Here is a 15,363-nt window from a genome sequence, read left to right as displayed (position 1 = left end):
CGGCCAGTCCCGCGACGGCGCGCAGGAGTTCCTCGGCGTTCCCTACGCCGCTCCCCCGGTCGGGGACGCACGGCTACGGGCCCCGGCGCCCCCGCGCCGGTGGACCGGCGTACGGGAGGCCACCCGGCAGTCCCCCGCGTGCCTGCAGTTCTCGCCCTTCGGTCTGAGCGATCCGGCGGCCGCCGGCGAGGACTGCCTGTACCTGGACGTCTACCGGCCCCGGACCGCCCGCCCCGGAGCCCGGCTCCCGGTGATCGTCTGGATGCACGGAGGTGCGTACAGCCAGGGAACGGGTACCCAGTTCGGCGGGCGGACCATGGCCGACCTCACCGAGAGCGTGGTGGTCAGCATCAACTACCGGCTGGGGCAGCTCGGTTATCTCCAGTTGCCCGAGCTCGGCCGGGAGAACGCCCTGCGGTCCGGGTCCTTCGGGCTGATGGACCAGCTCGCGGCGCTGCGCTGGACCCGGGCGAACATCGGTGCGTTCGGCGGGAATCCGGGCAGCGTCACGATCTCCGGGCAGTCGGCGGGCAGCGGTTCCGTCTGCGCGCTGCTGGCCGCCCCGTCGGCCGCCGGCCTGTTCCACCGAGCCGTACTGCAGAGCGGTCCGTGCACCCTGCTGGGGACGCCGGACCGTGCGGACGCCGAGGGGCAGGCACGGTCCTTCGCCGCGGCGGCGGGGTGCACCGCGTCCGCCGACGTGGTGGCCTGTCTGCGCGCCGCCTCCGGTTCGGCGTTGGTCGAGGCGGCCCGTGCGCTGCCCACGCGGGGTCCGGCATCCGGTGACGGGCTGCTGCCGGTCGCTCCCGCGCAGGCCATCGGGAACGGTACGTGGAACAAGGTGCCGGTGCTGATCGGGAGCACCCGCTCCGAGGCCCGGTTCTTCGTCGCCCTGACGCAGCCGTACCTGACCGCCGAGCAGTACACGGCGCAGATCCTGGCCGGTCACGGGTCGGCGGGGCCCGAGGTGCTCGCGCGCTACCCGGTCGCGCGGTACGGCTCGCCGTATCTGGCGCTGTCGGCGGTCATGACGGACTCGACCTTCGCGTGCCATACGGCGTGGACGGCGCAGCTGTTCGCGTCCCAGGTGCCGACGTACGTCTACGAGTTCGACGACCCGCGGTCGCCGACGCTCGCGGGGGCGCAGGTGCCGGGTCTGGACGAGTCGAACGCGCACAGTGCGGAGTTGGCCTATCTGCACGACTTCACGATGGGCGAGCGCCCGCTGACCCCGGCGCAGGTCGCGCTCGGGAACCGGATGAAGCGCTACTGGGCGGCGTTCGCCCGCTTCGGTGCCCCGGTGGTGGCGGGGCAGACCCCGTGGCCGCCGACCGGTGTCGGGGCCGGGGCCGGGGCCGGGGCCGGGGCCGGGGCCGGGGCGGTGCTCACCCTCGACCCGGCGGCGACGCGGACGACGACCTCGTTCGGGGCGGAGCACCAGTGCGCGTTCTGGCGGACGCAGCCGCCCCGGCCGCTCTGAGGCGTGCGCACACCCCCGATCCGCCGGTCCGTGAAGGAGACGTGACGAGCCCGTCGAGTCGGCGCGGTTCGGCGAGTCCTTCCGCTGGACGGCCCTGCTCCGCCGCCCCGTCCCCGGGTCGTGGGGCCTGAGGAGGGGACGGCGGGGGCGGCGGGGCCGAGGACGGCCGAGGGGTCCGTCAGGCGGCCGGCGGCCGAGGGCGTCGCCGCGCCCACGGTCGGACCTCCTCCAGCTGCGCCGCGACCCGAAGCAGGGTCACCTCGTCGTCCCGGCGGCCCACCAGTTGCACGGCGAGCGGGAGACCGTCCTCGCCGAGGCCCGCCGGGACGGAGGCGGCCGGGTGCCCCGTGACGTTCCACAGTGCGGTGTAGGCGACCATCGGGCGCGAGCGCGCCAGCGCCGTCAGCAGCCCGGCACCGTCGAGCGCGCCCACCGGACGCGGGCGCTCGGCGACGACCGGGGTCAGCAGCAGGTCCATGGTGGTGAACATGCGGTCGGCGCGCTCCGCCAGCCGCTCCCCCGCTCGGATCCCGCGTTCCACGGCGGATTCGGGGACCAGCCGGGCGAGCGCGAGGGTCCGCCGGGTGCGCCGTTCCAGCAGGTCGGGACGCTCGACGGCGTCGGCCTCCGCGCGGACTCCGCCGCAGAACTGCGCGGCGAACGGGGCCGTCGCGTCGGGGTAGCGGGGGTCGACCTCCCGTACGTCGTGGCCCAGTTCGCGCAGCGCCCGTACGGACTCCAGGACGGCCCCGACGTGTTCCGGATGCGGGCGCACCCCGGGCACGGCGGGCTTGACCGAGTAGCCGATGCGCAGTCGGCCGGGCGGGGTCTCCAGCGCCTGCACCCAGCTGGTGGTCGCGGGGCGGGCGCTCCAGCGGTCGGTGGGGGTGCTGCCGGCGAGGACGTCGTAGAGCAGGGCGGCATCGCCCACGCTGCGGGTCAGCGGCCCCACGGTGCCCAGCGCGTACCAGAGGTGCGCGTTGGGGGCGGTGGAGACCCGGCCGCGCTGGGGCTTGAGGCCGAACAGGCCGCAGCAGGCGGCCGGGATGCGGATGGATCCGCCGCCGTCGCCGCCGAGGGCCGCTCCGATCAGTCCGGCGGCGACGGCGACGGCGCTGCCGCCGCTGGAGCCGCCGGGGGTGCGGGTGGTGTCCCAGGGGTTGCGGGTGTGACCGTGGGCGGCGGATTCGGTGAAGGGCCACTGTCCGAACTCGGGCATGGTCGTCTTGCCGATGACGACGGCTCCGGCGGCGCGCAGGCGGCGTACCGCTTCGGAATCGGCGGCGACGGGGGTCCTGTTGGCGGAACCGCCGAAGGTGGTGACCTGTCCCGCGACGTCCAGCTCGTCCTTGACGGCGACGGGGACGCCGTGGAGCGGACCGGTCGGCTCCGCGGCGTCACGGGCATCGGCCTCGGCGAGGGCCTGCTCGGCGAGGACGACGCGGAAGGCTCCGAGGACGGGGTCGGTCCGCCCGATGCGGCGCAGCGCGGCCTCGACCAGGGCGCGTGAGGTGGTCTTGCCGGTGCGTCCCAGCTCGGCCTGGCGCGCGACCCCCTGGAACATCAACTCGGCGTCGTCCTCGTCCTGTTCGCGCCGTCGTGCGTCGTCCTCCGCCACGGAAACCACCCTTTTCCCCTTACCTGTCGGTAACTCCGGTGCAAGGCTGGTGTCCCGGCGCTCGCGCGTCAACCCCGGGAGGAGTGGTGGCGGGTGTGCGGATCGGGCGCTTCGGGGCGTGCGCCTACAGGTCGTAGCCGTCGGGGATCTTCCCGCACGGAGCGTGGATGCTGACGGCGAGCGTCCCGGTGGGCGCGTACCAGTTCACATCGACCTGGTCGCCGGTGCTCCGGTCCTCGTACCGGAAGCCCATGTCGGAGATGTTCTCGCTGACGAGCTTCCAGCCCTGTTGCGACAGCCGGGCACGGACGCGCTCCTGGCCGGTCCGGGCGTTGTCTTTCGGGACGCCGGTGGTCCGCCAATCGAGGATGAAGGTGCGGACGTCCGCGCGGGCCTGGTCGATGTGGGCGACGGACCGCAGTCCCCGGTAGTAGCAGGCGCCCGTCTCCATCCGGTCGGGCGGTGATTCGGCCCCCGCGGACAGGGCGAGATCGTCCTGGACGCGTTCGGCCTCCGCGCCGAGTCGGGTGGCGACGATCGCGGGATCGGCCTCGGGGTACGGTGCGCCGTTCCACAGGCGGTACGCGCCCCAGCAGGTGGCAAGGAGGAGTGCGGCGACGCCGAGCACCAGCGCCGCGTACACGGGGCGAGGACGGGGGCGGGGCTGCGGACGCGACGGCGTCGCCGGAGCGGAGGGCTGTGCGGAAGTCATGGTCCGGACCGTACGGGGTGGGGTGGTACGGCACATCGGGGCGGGTACTCACCTCGGCGTGAGTACCCGCCCGGTCCGACGGGACTCCGTGCGGGTCAGGCCGCCGCCCCGGCGGGGTGCGGCCTGCGGTCGCGGATACGGAGCACCACGACGGCCGTGGCGGTCGCTGCCACCGCGAGGACCCCCAGCGTCAGCAGCCAGACCGGGACCCCGCCCACCGTGAGCAGCTTGTCGTGGTAGATCGCCCGGCGGTAAGGGGTGTCCTCGGCGGTGGCGCGCAGTTCGTGGTCGGCGTCGATCCGCCCCGGTACCGGGAAGCGCTGGTCGATGGCGGTGAGGAAGACGGGCTCGGCGCCCGCGAGTTCGGCGAGCGGGCCGCGCTCGGGGTGGATGGTCCCCGCGAAGGTCACCTCGGGTGCGGACCCGCCGATCGGGGAGGCGGGCTCCATGCGGTGGTCGGCGAGGACGTACAGGCCGAGGGACTGCGGGGTCTTCGCCATCCGGGAGAGCCGCATCGGGTAGACGAGCCGTTCGCTGTCGAAGCGGATCCGTAGCGGGTCCAGGTCGCCGCGCAGCGGCTTGCCCTGTTCCCGGGGGGCGAGCCGGACGGCCACGTACTCCCAGTTCTGGTCCACGTACGGCTTGACCTCGGTGGCGAGGCGGTCGGGGAGCTTGAAGCCGTTGCTCTCCAGCCAGTTCCTCAGGGCGTCCGGGTCGGTGGCGGTGAGCCGGGCGACGTCGAAGTCGCCGAGCTGTTCACGGCCGACGACGCCGACCGGCGGGGCCGCGGCGCCGGGCATCGGGGCTCCGGCGCTGTCCCCCGTGTTCGAGGAGAAGGGCCAGTCGCGCTCGCGCGGCCAGAAGTAGCTGCGGGTCTTGTGCTCGGGCAGGGTGAGCCGGCCCAGTTCGTCGAACATCGCGCCGTCACCCAGCTCCACCGTGGCCCGGCTCGGTACCGGCATGATCCAGGCGGCCCGATGGGCGTCCCCACCGACGGAGAACCGCATGACGATCTGCTCCGTACGGCCGTCCCAGCGCACGACGGAGGTCTCCCGGTCGACTCCGATCCGGGACTGCCCGTCGGGGATCATGGCCCCGCACCCGCACGCGTAGGCGGGGTTGACCAGTGCGCCCAGCTGGGTCGCGAGCAAGGCGAACAGCAGTGCCACAATTCTTCGTTTCATCCACACGGGGTCTCAGACGAAGGCCCCTGTGATCCGGTTCCGACCCCCCTCGCCGACCGCTGCGACCTGGCCTCATACTGTGCCCCATGACGGGGAGCGAGAAGCGGCAGCAGGCTCTGCTGCGCCGGTCCGCGGTGCTGCGCAGCCCGCTGGTTCCGGATGCCGTGGTGTTGGAGATCGCACGGCACGACTGGGAGTCCATCGAGTGCGGCTGCGGCCGCTCGGCGGGCCATCTGGTGGACGCCGTACGGGATGCCGCCGAGGGGCATCCGTCCGCGTTCCACGCGCTGGAGGGGCATGTCTTCTTCGCGGAGCACCTGAAGCCGCCCGCCCCGGCGGTGTGCGGTGTCCTGATGGCCGTGTGGGCCGCGCACCCGCCCCGGCAGGCGACCCGCGAGGCGTTGTTGTGGACCCTGCTCGCCCTGCTGTGCACGGTGGACGACGGCGGTACCCACGAGGCGGGACTGCACGGGCAGTGTGCCGCCTTCATCCGTACGGGTGTGGACGGTTTCCGCCGTGAGGTCGCCACCGCCCCGGGGTCCGGGACCGCCGCCTACGCGGAGGGCATCTTGGACATCCTCGGCCTGCCGGCCTGAGTCCGCGGTCAGCCGGCGGCCGTCAGGCAGCTCCGCAGCCGGGCCACGGTGACGTCCTCCAGGGACTCGGCGAAGGTCCGCGGCGGTGACGTGGCGACCACCAGCAGGGACGGGACCACCAGGACCGCGCAGCCGGCGGCCTCCGCGGAGGCGGCGCCGTCCGGCGAGTCCTCGACCGCGACGCAGGCTCGCGGGGCGAGGCCGAGGCGCCCGGCGGCCGCCCGGTAGGGGTCCGGGTGCGGCTTGGTGCGGGCGGTGTCGTCGGCGGACAGGGTGAAGGCGAAGGGGACATGGGCCAGGGAGCCCCCGACCACCGAGTCGACGACGACCCGCGGTGACGCGCTGACCAGGGCGAAGGGCACGCCCTCCGCCTCCAGTGCGGTCAGCAGCCGCTGGGCGCCGGGCCGCATCGGCGCCCCGGCCTCCACCCCGCGGAAGAAGCTCTCGGTGAGCGCCGCCGCCACCTCGTACGGGTCTCCCCCACCCGAGACCCGTACGAGGTGGGCGGCGGTGTCCTGCACCGCCCGGCCGACGACCTCCGGCGCGTCCGCCTCGGTGAGCCGGTGGCCGAGGCCGCCCGCTATCTCCTCGGTGGTGCGCCACCACAGCACCTCGGTGTCGACGAGGGTGCCGTCCATGTCGAACAGGACCGCGGCGAGGGCGCTCACGCGGACCCGGCCACGACGAGCACGGGCCGCTCGGCCAGTCCCACGGCGGCGCGCGCTCCCGGCACCAGGGCACCGGCGTCCCGCGAGGGCAGGTCGGCCTTGACGCTCACCCCGCCCTGCAGTTCCAGGTGGAGCCGGGTCACGGAGCCGAAGAAGGAGGCGGAGACCACGGTGGCCGTGCCCTCGGCGTCGGCGGTGACGGTGACGTTCTCGGGACGTACGAGGACCCGCACCTGCGGCGTCGTGGGCACCGGGCCGTCGACGGGCAGGCGCGCGCCCGCCACCTCCACCAGTCCGGCGTCGGTGAGCCGGCCGGGCAGCCGGTTCATGGTGCCGACGAACTCGGCGACGAAGGGGGTGGCCGGGCGGTCGTACAGCTCGGCCGGGGCGGCGCACTGCTCCAGCTTCCCGGCGTTCAGGACGGCGACCCGGTCGGCCATCGACAGCGCCTCCTCCTGGTCGTGCGTGACGAAGACGGTGGTGATGCCGAGGGAGAGCTGCAGGCGCCGGATCTCCTCGCGCAGGTTCGCCCGTACCTTGGCGTCGAGCGCGGAGAGCGGCTCGTCGAGGAGGAGTACGCGCGGGCGCAGGGCGAGGGCGCGGGCGAGGGCGACGCGCTGCTGCTGGCCGCCGGACATCTGGTGCGGGTAGCGGTCGCCGTGGTCGGGCAGGCCCACCAGGTCGAGGAGTTCGGCGGCGCGCTCGCGGCGCTCGGCCGCGGCGACCTTGCGCACCCGCAGGCCGAAGGCCACGTTGTCGCGGGCGCTCAGGTTCGGGAAGAGACTGTACGACTGGAAGACCATGCCGGCGTCGCGGCGGTTGGCCGGGACCCGGGTGATGTCCTGTCCGTCGACGAGGACCTCGCCGGAGTCGGGCTGTTCGAAGCCGGCGACGACCCGCAGGGCGGTGGTCTTCCCGCAGCCGGACGGGCCGAGCAGGGCGAGCAGTTCCCCGGGTTCGACGGTGAGGTCGAGCCCGTCGAGGGCGACGGTGGACCCGAACGCCCGGCGCAGGCCCCGGAATTCGACGCGCGCGCCCGCGGGCCGGTCGGGATCGGCCGGCTTCCTGGCCGCGGGCAGGGTGGTGGGCGTGGTGGACATGGGCTCAGGACTCCTTGCGGGAGGTGGTGGCGGGTGCGGCCGCGGCCGTGGAGGGGGTGGTCCCGGCCCGGGAGAGGGCGATCAGCAGCAGCCAGGTGATCAGGAGGCTGAGGATGGAGACGGCCACCGACATCCGGGCCTGCGCTCCGGAGATCGAGACGATCCACACCGCGAAGGGCTGGAACCCGAGGAGGGAGGCGATGGTGAACTCGCCGAGCACCAGGGCCAGGGTCAGGAAGGCGGCGCCGGCGAGCGAGGCCCGCAGATTCGGCAGCAGCACGCGCAGGACGACGTACGGCCAGCTCGCCCCGCAGCTACGGGCGGCCTCGACGAGGGTCGGTACGTCGACGGCGCGCAGGCCCGCGTCGAGGGAGCGGTGGACGAAGGGGAGCGCGAGGACCGTGTAGGCGAGGACCAGGACGACGGGGAACTTCTCGTTCTGGACGGCGATGAAGGTCTGGTAGAGCGGGGTCCGCGACAGGTGTTCCGGCCCCCAGCGCAGCACGGTGGTGATGCCGGTGACCAGCGCGATCGGCGGCACCACCAGCGGCAGCATGCACATCAGCTCGACGACCGGACGCAGCCGCGGGGAGCCGATGCGTACGGCCACCAGCGCGGGCACGGCGAGCAGCAGCGACAGGGCGATGGTCGCGGCGGCGAGGCCGAGGGAGAGCAGCAGGCTCTCGGTGAAGCCGTCGGCGGAGAGCAGCTCGGTGTACGCCTCGAAGGTGACGCCCTGGCCGGGCACGTGCACGGTGAAGACGAAGGAGGCGACGAGCGGGATCAGGAAGTAGGCGCCGGCGAGGGTGAGGACGGCTCCGCGCCAGATCCTGGGGCGTGGCCGGCGGGCCGGGGTCCGCGCCGGGGCCCCGGTGTCCGGTTCCCCGGTGTCCTCGGTGCGGTCCGGGTACCGGGTGGTCGGGGTCATCGCAGCCATCGGGCGCTCCGTCGCTGGAGGGGCAGGTAGACGGCCATGACCAGGCCGGCGATCAGGATCATGTCGAGGCCGAGGGCAAGCGCCACGTTCTCCTGGCCGGTGAGCACGTTCCCGGACAACGCGTCCGCGATCTTGAGCGTGACCAGGGGGACGGAACCTCCGACGAGGGCCGCGGCCGTGGCGTGGGCGGCGAAGGCCGTCCCGAAGAGCAGCACGAACCCGCCGAGCAGGGAGGGCGCGAGCACGGGCAGCCCGACATGGCGCCAGAACTGCCATCCGGTGGCCCCGCTGCTCTGGGCGGCCTCGCGCCACTGCGGGCGCAGTCCGTCCAGCGCCGGGGCGATCACCAGCACCATGAGGGGGATCAGGAAGTACAGGTAGACCACGGTGAGCCCGGTGAAGGAGTACAGGTTCCAGCCGAGGTCGGTGAGGTCGGCGAGCTGGGTGACGACGCCGGAGATCCCGACGGTGGCGATGAAGGCGAACGCGAGGGGTACACCGCCGAAGTTGGCGAGCACCCCGGAGGCGGTCAGCGCGGCGCCGCGCAGGCCCGCCGAGCGGGAGGTGACCACGGCCTGGGCGATCACCACGCCCAGGACACCGCCCACGAGTGCGGTGAGGGCGGAGAGCTGGACGCTGCCGATGAGGGAGCCGAGGTAGGGCCCCTGGAGGGAGCGGGCCAGGTGCTCACCGGTCAGCTGGGTGGCGCCGCTCGCCGGGTCGGTGCGGGTGACCGCGCCGTAGGCCATGGCGCCGAGCGGGACGCCGAAGCAGAGCCCGGTGAACGTGAGCAGCGGGAGGGTCGCGAGCCAGGTGCGCGGGGGTCGGTGGTGGAGGACATCAGGAGAGGGCCTTGTCCCACTTCTCGGCGAGGGTGGCCTTGGCCTTGTCGAGCTCCTCGGAGGCGGGGAAGGTCGGGGTGCCCTGGACCTGCGGGAGCTTGGCGACGGCGGCCTTGTCGGCGGTGCCGTCCTGGGTCATGCCGGGGAGCAGGACCGGGCGGGCGTATCCCTTCAGCCAGAGGTTCTGTCCCTCGGCGCTGTAGAGGAACTCCAGCCACAGACGGGCGGCCGCCGGGTTCGGGGCGTCCTTGTTGATGGCCTGCGAGTAGTACTGGGCGTAGACGCCGTCGGTGGGGACGGCGACCTTCCAGTCGACGCCCTTGCCCTTGAACTGGTCGGCGTAGCCGGCGTTCAGGTAGTCCCAGTCGATGGAGATGGGCGTCTCACCCTTCTCGACGGTGGCCGGCGTGGACTCGACCGGGATGAAGTTCCCGCTCTTCTTCAGCTGGCCGAAGAAGTCGATGCCGGGCTGGATGTCGGCGAAGGAGCCCTTGTTGGCGAGGGCGGCCGCGTAGACGCCGCCGAAGGCCGAGCCGGACTTGGTGGGGTTGCCGTTGAGGGCGACCTTGCCCTTGTACTCGGGCTTGAGGAGATCGGCGAAGGTCTGCGGGCAGGTGGGGATCCGGGCGGCGTCGCAGCCGATGGAGACGTAGCCGCCGTAGTCGTTGGTCCAGCGGCCGTCGGCGTCCTTCTGGCCGGCGGGGATCTTGTCCCAGGCGGTGACCTTGTAGGGGGCGAAGAGGTTCTCGGCCGCGCCGCTGCGGGCGAAGGCGATCCCGAGGTCGAGGACGTCGGGGGCGCGCTCCTGGCCCTTGCGGGACTTGACGGCGGCGATCTCGTCGGAGCTGGAGGCGTCCGGGTTCTCGCTGTTCACCTTGATCTTGTACTTGGCCTCGAAGGCCTTGATGATCTCGCCGTAGTTCGCCCAGTCCGGCGGCAGCGCGATCACGTTGAGCTCGCCCTCCTTCTGCGCGGCGGCGGCGAGGGCCTCCAAGGAGCCGAAGTCGGCGACCGAGGTCGCGGCGCCCGGCTGCACGCCGTTCTTGGCGCCGTCGGCGCCGCCGGACTTCGGGTCGGGGGCGGCACCACACGCGCTGAGCGTGGTGAGTACGGCGGCGCTGAGCAGAACGGCCGCACCGCGACGGGCGGAGGAACTGAGCACGGTCTCTCCCGGAGACGAGGGTGGGTTCACTTGTCTGAACAAGTTGGCTCCAGTTCGCCCGGGTCCGCTGTACGGACGGTGAACGGCGCCTGTCCCCGGGAGCACGGCTCGAAGAAGAGCGAAGAATGACCGGAAGAAGCCGTGACAGAACCTGTTGGAATGATCATGGGAGACCGGTGTACGGCGAGCAGGGGGCGAAGGGCATGAGTACGAACGCGGGCACGGCCAGGTACCTGGAGATCGCCGAGGCACTGCGGCGGGCGATCCTCTCGGGCGAGCTCCCGGTGGGGGCGCACCTGCCCTCGGAGAGCGACCTGGCCGCGCGCTGGTCCGCATCGCGCGGGACGGTCCGCCAGGCGGTCGCCACCCTCGCCGCGGAGGGGCTGATCGGCTCCCGCCAGGGCGCGCGGCGCATCGTCCTGCGCCGCGAGCGCCGGCACAGCTTCGGCGAGCTGAACAGCTTCGCCCAATGGGCCGAGGGTCTCGGGCACCGGGCCGCCAGCCGCTTCCTGTCCCGCACCCGCAGGCCCGCCACGGCCGAGGAGGCGGACCGGCTCGCGCTGCCCCCGGGTACGGAGATCCTGGCCGTACTGCGACTGCGGCTGCTCGACGGGGAGCCCACCATGGTGGAGCGGACCGCCTACGCCGACTGGGTCGCGGCGGCCGTCGAAGCACTGCCCGTGGACAGCCGCTCCGTCATGGACAGCCTGGCCGAGGACTCGGGGGTCACCGCCCACTACGGCGAGCACCTCATCGACGCGCTTCCGGCCGGCAGCGAGGACGCCCGGCTGCTCCAGATCCGGCGCGGCAGCCCGCTGCTGCGCCAGCGACACGTGTCCGCGACCGCCACCGGCCGCCCGATCGAGTGGTCCGACGACCGCTACCGGGCCGGCAGCGTGACCTTCAGTGTGAGCAACTCGTCGGTAGCAACTCCCTTGGAGCGGCGCGTCGGAGAGCAGTGACCGCGTCAGCCGGCCGCGCGCGGGGTCTCGGCGATCGCCCCGGGCAGCCAGTCGGCCACCCGGCCGAAGCCGAAGCCCAGGGCCGAGGCCCGGCCGTTGTCCATGGCGTAGGCACGGTCGAAGGAGAACGGAGAGGCCGCGGCGCCCTCCCCCACCACCCGGTACCGCGGGTCGCGTCCGACCTGCGCCGCGACCGCCTCGCAGAGCGCGATCACGTCGGACGCGCCGTGCGAGGCCGCGTTGACGGGCCCGGTGAAGGTCTGGTCCGTCGTCCAGTACAGGAATTCGGCCATCTCCCGGTGGTGGATGAACGAGGTGGCGTAGGGGGTTTCGTGGACATCGACGGGGGTCCCGGCGGCGATCCGCTCCACGTAGTGCGCGAGCCGCCCGGTGAACTCCGCCGTGCCGCCGCCGAGCACGTGCGCGGCGCGCACGCTGACGTACGGGAAGGCCGGGTCCCGCTGGAAGACGGCCTCGGCCTGCCGCTTCCCCTCGGCGTAGACGTAGGCGGGCCAGGGCCCGGGCGCGCGGCCTGCCGCCCCCGCGAGCGGCAGCCGCGCGGGGTCGAGCGAAGCCTCGGTGACGGGCACGGAGGCGGTGCCGGGGGCGACGGGGCCGGCGGGGAGCGTGGCCGGGTCGTAGACCTCCATCGTCGAGGTCATGACGTAGCGCCCGGTCCGCCCGGCGAACACCCGCCGGGCGACGGCGGCCTGGAGCGGCGTGTAGCAGACCTGGTCCACGACCACGTCGAAGTCGCGCGAGCCCAGCGCCGCCCGCAGCGCTTCCTCGTCGTCGCGGTCGGCGACCAGGCGCTCCACGCCGCGAGGTGGTGCGCCGGAGCCCCGGTTGAGGACGGTCACCTCGTCCCCCGCCTCGCGCGCCCGGGTGACCAGGGTCTTTCCGAAGTACCGGCTGCCGCCGACGACAAGAATTCGCTTCATGCGTTCGACTGTGCCGCTGTATCGTCCCCCGCGGAACCGACCAGCCGCTGAACGCATCGTAAGGAAAACTGATGATCGATGTGCACCGGCTGCGTGTCCTTCGGGCGGTGGCCGAGCACGGCAGCTTCAACCGGGCCGCCGGCGCCCTGATGTTGACCCCGTCGGCCGTCTCGCAGCACATCGCGGCGCTGGAGCGCGCGGTCGGCCACCCGGTGGCGGTGCGCAGCACGCGCGGGGTCACCCTCACCGAGCCCGGCCGGCTGCTGGTGGAGGCCGCCGAGTCGATCTCCGCCGAGCTGGACCAGGTCCGCCACGCGATCGACCGGCTCACGGCGGAGCGGCCGCGCCTCACCGTCGCCACCTTCACCAGCGGGGGCCGGCACCTGCTGCCCGCGGCGCTGGCCCGGTTCGTGGACGCGCATCCCGAGGTGGAGCTGACCGTGCTGGAAAGCGAGCCCGAGGAGGCGGCGGCGATGGTGCGCGCCGGCGCGGCCGATCTCGCGCTGGCCTACCACTTCGACGGGCCGCCGCCCGTGCGTCCGGGTGAACGCCCGGGGCTCGACTGGGTTCCGCTGATGGAGGATCCGCTGTGGCTGGTGCTGCCGCCCGGCCACCGCCTCGCGGACCGTCCGTCGGTGGGCCTGGCCGAACTGGGCGCCGACCGCTGGGTGCTGGGCTGCCTCAGGACGGAGGCCTTCCTGCGCCGGTACGCGGAGCTCGCCGGCTTCGACCTCCGGGTGGCGGCCTCCACCACCGACTACTTCTTCGCGCAGACCCTGGTCGCGGCCGGGGTCGGGGTCTCCCTCGTCCCGCACGTCTCGCTCACCACGACAGGGGAGTTGACCGCGGTCCGCGTCGAACCCCCGCGTCCCGCCCGGCACATCGGGCTCGTCCTCCCCCGGCGGCGGCGCCCGCACCCCCCTACCCAGGCGTTGGCCGCAGCCCTGACCGCTGCCGCCGCCTCGACCCACACACCGACCGGAGGGCGCCCTTGAATCATCTTCTGTGCGGACTGGCCGCCAATCCGGCGCTGCCGCCCGAGCTCGTCGACCGGCTGCTGACGCTCGCGCTGAAGGAGGCGGGCACCGAGCCCGAGCCCGAGCGGGACTACGCCGACGAACTGCTCCACGATCTGGCCGGCCGCACCGATCTGCGCCGCGACCAGGTGCGGGCGCTCGCCGCGTACGAGGAGGGCACCGCCGTGTCCCTCGCCTACTGCGGGACGCTCACCGCCGCCGACGTGGATCCCCTGTCCACCCCGTACGCGGCCGTCGCCCTGATCGACGAGGGCCGCGGGCACCCCGAGTGGCCCCGCCTCCTCGCGGCGCACCCCGACTCCCAGATCCGCTGGAAACTGGCCTCCTGCCCCGGCCTGCCGCCCGACGCGGTGGACCTGCTCGCCGCCGACCCGGACGTGGAGGTCGTGCGGGAACTGGCCCTCTGGACGGACTCACCCGTGACCGCCCGCCTCGCCCTCCACCCGGATCCCCAGGTCCGCCTCTCGGCATCGGCCAACCCGTCCACGCCGCTCGAAGCCGTGCTCGCCCTGTCCGAGGACCCCGAAGTCCCTCTGAAATGGGCACTGTCCGAGCGACCCGATCTGCCGCAGGCGCTCTACGCCCGGCTCGTCGCCGAGTCGCATCCCGGGCTCCGTGCCACGTACGCGAGCAACCCCGGGATCGGCCAGGAGCTGATCCGCGTCCTGGCCGCCGATCCGGAGATCCAGGTACGGCGCGCCGTCGCGGAGCATCCGCACGTGCCGCTCGACCTGCTGACCGAGCTGGTCGTCGGCGACCGGGCCGCCTGGAATCCGCTGCCGCGGATCGCCGCCGCCACGCCCGCCGAACTCACCGAGCTGGCCGGGTCCCGCCACGCGGCCGTACGGATGCTCGTGGCGCAGCGGCGCGACCTGCCCCCGTATCTGCGCGACGCGCTGGCGGTCGATCCGGCTGCGGCCGTGGCCAGGGCCGTCGCACCGCACCCCGGCCTGTCCGAGGAGCTGCTGCGCGCCATGGTCGCGCGGCACGGGGTGCAGGTCCTCGCCGCGGTGGCCGCCAATCCGGACGCGTCCGGTCCGCTGCTGGAGCACCTGACGCAGCATCGGCCGGGTGTGCGCAGGGTGCTCAAGGAGGTCGCCAAGCACCCCCACGCGACCGGCCCGGCCTTGCTCGCCTGCCTGGCGGACCGTACGTCCCGGCCGCTGGCGGCCGCCCACCCGGCGCTGCCGCCCGAGGCCATCGTCGGGCTGCTCGCCGACGAAGACCGACGGGTGGCGGAGGAGGCGGCGGGCAACCCCTCGCTGCCGCGCGCCGTGATGGTGGAACTGGTGCCCTGACGGTCCGTCGGCCGCGTTCACCCCGCCGGCGCCGGAGGGGGCCCCGGACGCGGAGCGGTGACCGAGCCGGGGGCCACCAGGCCCGTCTCGTAGGCGAGCACGACGGCCTGAGCCCGGTCGCGCAGCGACAACTTCGCGAAGATGCGGGCCACATGGGTCTTCACCGTGGCCTCGCTCAGCGTGAACGCGCGTGCCAGCTCCGCGTTGGAGAGCCCGTGCCCCATCAGGGTCAGCACCTCGCGTTCGCGCGGGGTCAGCGCGGTCAGCTCCTGGTGGACGGCGCCCGCCGCGGCCGGGTCCGCGACGGCCGCGCCGGGACCACAACGCTCCACCAGGCGGCGGGTGATCGACGGGGCGAGCAGCGCGTCGCCGGTGCCGACCAGACGGACGGCGGCGGCGAGGTGTGCGGGGGTGACGTCCTTGAGCAGGAAGCCGCTGGCTCCGGCGGCGAGGGCCTCGTACACGTACTGGTCGAGGTCGAAGGTGGTCAGCATGATCACCCGGCAGTACGGGGCTTCGGCGAGGATGCGCCGGGCGGCCTCCAGGCCGTCCATGTTCGGCATCCGGATGTCCAACAGGACGACGTCGGGGCGTAGTCGGCGCACCGCCGCGACCGCCTCCACCCCGTCGGCGGCCACGCCGACCACGTCGATCCCGCGGGCCGTCAGGATCAGCCGGAAGCCGGTCCGGACCAGGTCCTGGTCGTCGGCGATCACCACTCGGGGCGCGGGCACCGCCGTCTCGTCCCGCATGCCGGGTGCGTCGGGCGTGGTCACGGCCGCTCCAGCGGAAGCCGGGCGCGCACCCGCTAGCCGCCGCCGAGGCG

Annotated in this window: 14 protein-coding genes and 1 pseudogene; 5 read left to right on the top strand and 10 right to left on the bottom strand. The window is 73.8% G+C overall.

Annotated features, from left to right (window positions below; genetic code table 11):
* Positions 1 to 1,480, top strand: a 1,480-nt coding sequence (locus AB8A24_RS08230) for a carboxylesterase/lipase family protein (RefSeq protein WP_369475243.1), incomplete at its 5' end; no start/stop codon positions are given.
* Between the two features lie 178 nt (positions 1,481 to 1,658).
* Here the strand turns inward: AB8A24_RS08230 and AB8A24_RS08225 are convergent.
* The 3 genes from AB8A24_RS08225 to AB8A24_RS08215 all read right to left on the bottom strand — a co-directional run bounded on the left by AB8A24_RS08225 (position 1,659) and on the right by AB8A24_RS08215 (position 4,994).
* Positions 1,659 to 3,098, bottom strand: coding sequence for an amidase (locus AB8A24_RS08225; protein WP_369475242.1), 1,440 nt, complete (start codon positions 3,096 to 3,098; stop codon positions 1,659 to 1,661).
* A gap of 124 nt (positions 3,099 to 3,222) precedes the next feature.
* A complete protein-coding gene (locus tag AB8A24_RS08220; protein ID WP_328964727.1) occupies positions 3,223 to 3,810 on the bottom strand; it encodes a hypothetical protein in 588 nt (195 codons plus the stop codon).
* 95 nt (positions 3,811 to 3,905) lie between these two features.
* The gene (locus AB8A24_RS08215) at positions 3,906 to 4,994 is read right to left on the bottom strand and encodes a DUF2330 domain-containing protein (protein ID WP_328964726.1); all 1,089 of its coding nucleotides are present in this window, start codon (positions 4,992 to 4,994) and stop codon (positions 3,906 to 3,908) included.
* Positions 4,995 to 5,080: 86 nt separating this feature from the next.
* Between AB8A24_RS08215 and AB8A24_RS08210 the strand changes: the two genes are divergently transcribed.
* Positions 5,081 to 5,590: a hypothetical protein gene (locus tag AB8A24_RS08210; protein WP_030722803.1), complete on the top strand. Its 510-nt coding sequence runs from the start codon at positions 5,081 to 5,083 to the stop codon at positions 5,588 to 5,590.
* An 8-nt stretch (positions 5,591 to 5,598) separates the two neighbouring features.
* Here AB8A24_RS08210 and AB8A24_RS08205 read toward each other — a convergent pair whose 3' ends face one another.
* The 5 genes and pseudogenes from AB8A24_RS08205 to AB8A24_RS08185 all read right to left on the bottom strand — a co-directional run bounded on the left by AB8A24_RS08205 (position 5,599) and on the right by AB8A24_RS08185 (position 10,263).
* The gene (locus AB8A24_RS08205) at positions 5,599 to 6,258 is read right to left on the bottom strand and encodes an HAD family phosphatase (protein WP_328964725.1); all 660 of its coding nucleotides are present in this window, start codon (positions 6,256 to 6,258) and stop codon (positions 5,599 to 5,601) included.
* A complete protein-coding gene (locus AB8A24_RS08200) occupies positions 6,255 to 7,358 on the bottom strand; it encodes an ABC transporter ATP-binding protein (RefSeq protein ID WP_328964724.1) in 1,104 nt (367 codons plus the stop codon). Before AB8A24_RS08200 ends, AB8A24_RS08205 begins: the two co-directional genes overlap by 4 nt.
* A 4-nt stretch (positions 7,359 to 7,362) precedes the next feature.
* The gene (locus AB8A24_RS08195; RefSeq protein ID WP_369475282.1) at positions 7,363 to 8,286 is read right to left on the bottom strand and encodes an ABC transporter permease; all 924 of its coding nucleotides are present in this window, start codon (positions 8,284 to 8,286) and stop codon (positions 7,363 to 7,365) included.
* Positions 8,283 to 9,107, bottom strand: a pseudogene (locus AB8A24_RS08190) (ABC transporter permease); the annotation flags it as partial. The pseudogene AB8A24_RS08190 and the gene AB8A24_RS08195, both read right to left, overlap by 4 nt.
* Positions 9,108 to 9,135: 28 nt before the next feature.
* Positions 9,136 to 10,263 carry an extracellular solute-binding protein gene (locus AB8A24_RS08185; RefSeq protein WP_328966088.1) on the bottom strand — a complete coding sequence of 376 codons (1,128 nt, stop codon included), beginning with the start codon at positions 10,261 to 10,263 and terminating at the stop codon, positions 9,136 to 9,138.
* 239 nt (positions 10,264 to 10,502) lie between these two features.
* Between AB8A24_RS08185 and AB8A24_RS08180 the strand changes: the two genes are divergently transcribed.
* A complete protein-coding gene (locus tag AB8A24_RS08180) occupies positions 10,503 to 11,261 on the top strand; it encodes a GntR family transcriptional regulator (protein ID WP_328964722.1) in 759 nt (252 codons plus the stop codon).
* 5 nt (positions 11,262 to 11,266) lie between these two features.
* On the opposite strand, the gene AB8A24_RS08175 is transcribed toward AB8A24_RS08180, so the two are convergent.
* The gene (locus AB8A24_RS08175) at positions 11,267 to 12,202 is read right to left on the bottom strand and encodes an NAD-dependent epimerase/dehydratase family protein (protein WP_328964721.1); all 936 of its coding nucleotides are present in this window, start codon (positions 12,200 to 12,202) and stop codon (positions 11,267 to 11,269) included.
* 71 nt (positions 12,203 to 12,273) lie between these two features.
* Here AB8A24_RS08175 and AB8A24_RS08170 point away from each other — a divergent pair, with 71 nt between their 5' ends.
* Complete coding sequence (locus AB8A24_RS08170; protein ID WP_328964720.1) at positions 12,274 to 13,197, top strand: LysR family transcriptional regulator; 924 nt, start codon at positions 12,274 to 12,276, stop codon at positions 13,195 to 13,197.
* Positions 13,194 to 14,537, top strand: coding sequence for a hypothetical protein (locus AB8A24_RS08165; RefSeq protein ID WP_328964719.1), 1,344 nt, complete (start codon positions 13,194 to 13,196; stop codon positions 14,535 to 14,537). Before AB8A24_RS08170 ends, AB8A24_RS08165 begins: the two co-directional genes overlap by 4 nt.
* Positions 14,538 to 14,554: 17 nt before the next feature.
* Here the strand turns inward: AB8A24_RS08165 and AB8A24_RS08160 are convergent, their stop codons facing one another.
* Entirely contained in the window at positions 14,555 to 15,289 is a 735-nt protein-coding gene (locus tag AB8A24_RS08160; RefSeq protein ID WP_369475281.1) for a response regulator, read from the bottom strand.
* Between the last annotated feature and the right edge of the window lie 74 nt (positions 15,290 to 15,363).

Source organism: Streptomyces sp. BF23-19, from assembly GCF_041106355.1.
Taxonomy (GTDB): Bacteria; Actinomycetota; Actinomycetes; order Streptomycetales; family Streptomycetaceae; genus Streptomyces; species Streptomyces virginiae_A.
Note: the sequence above shows the minus strand (reverse complement) of the source record. Positions and strands in the feature narration are given on the sequence as shown.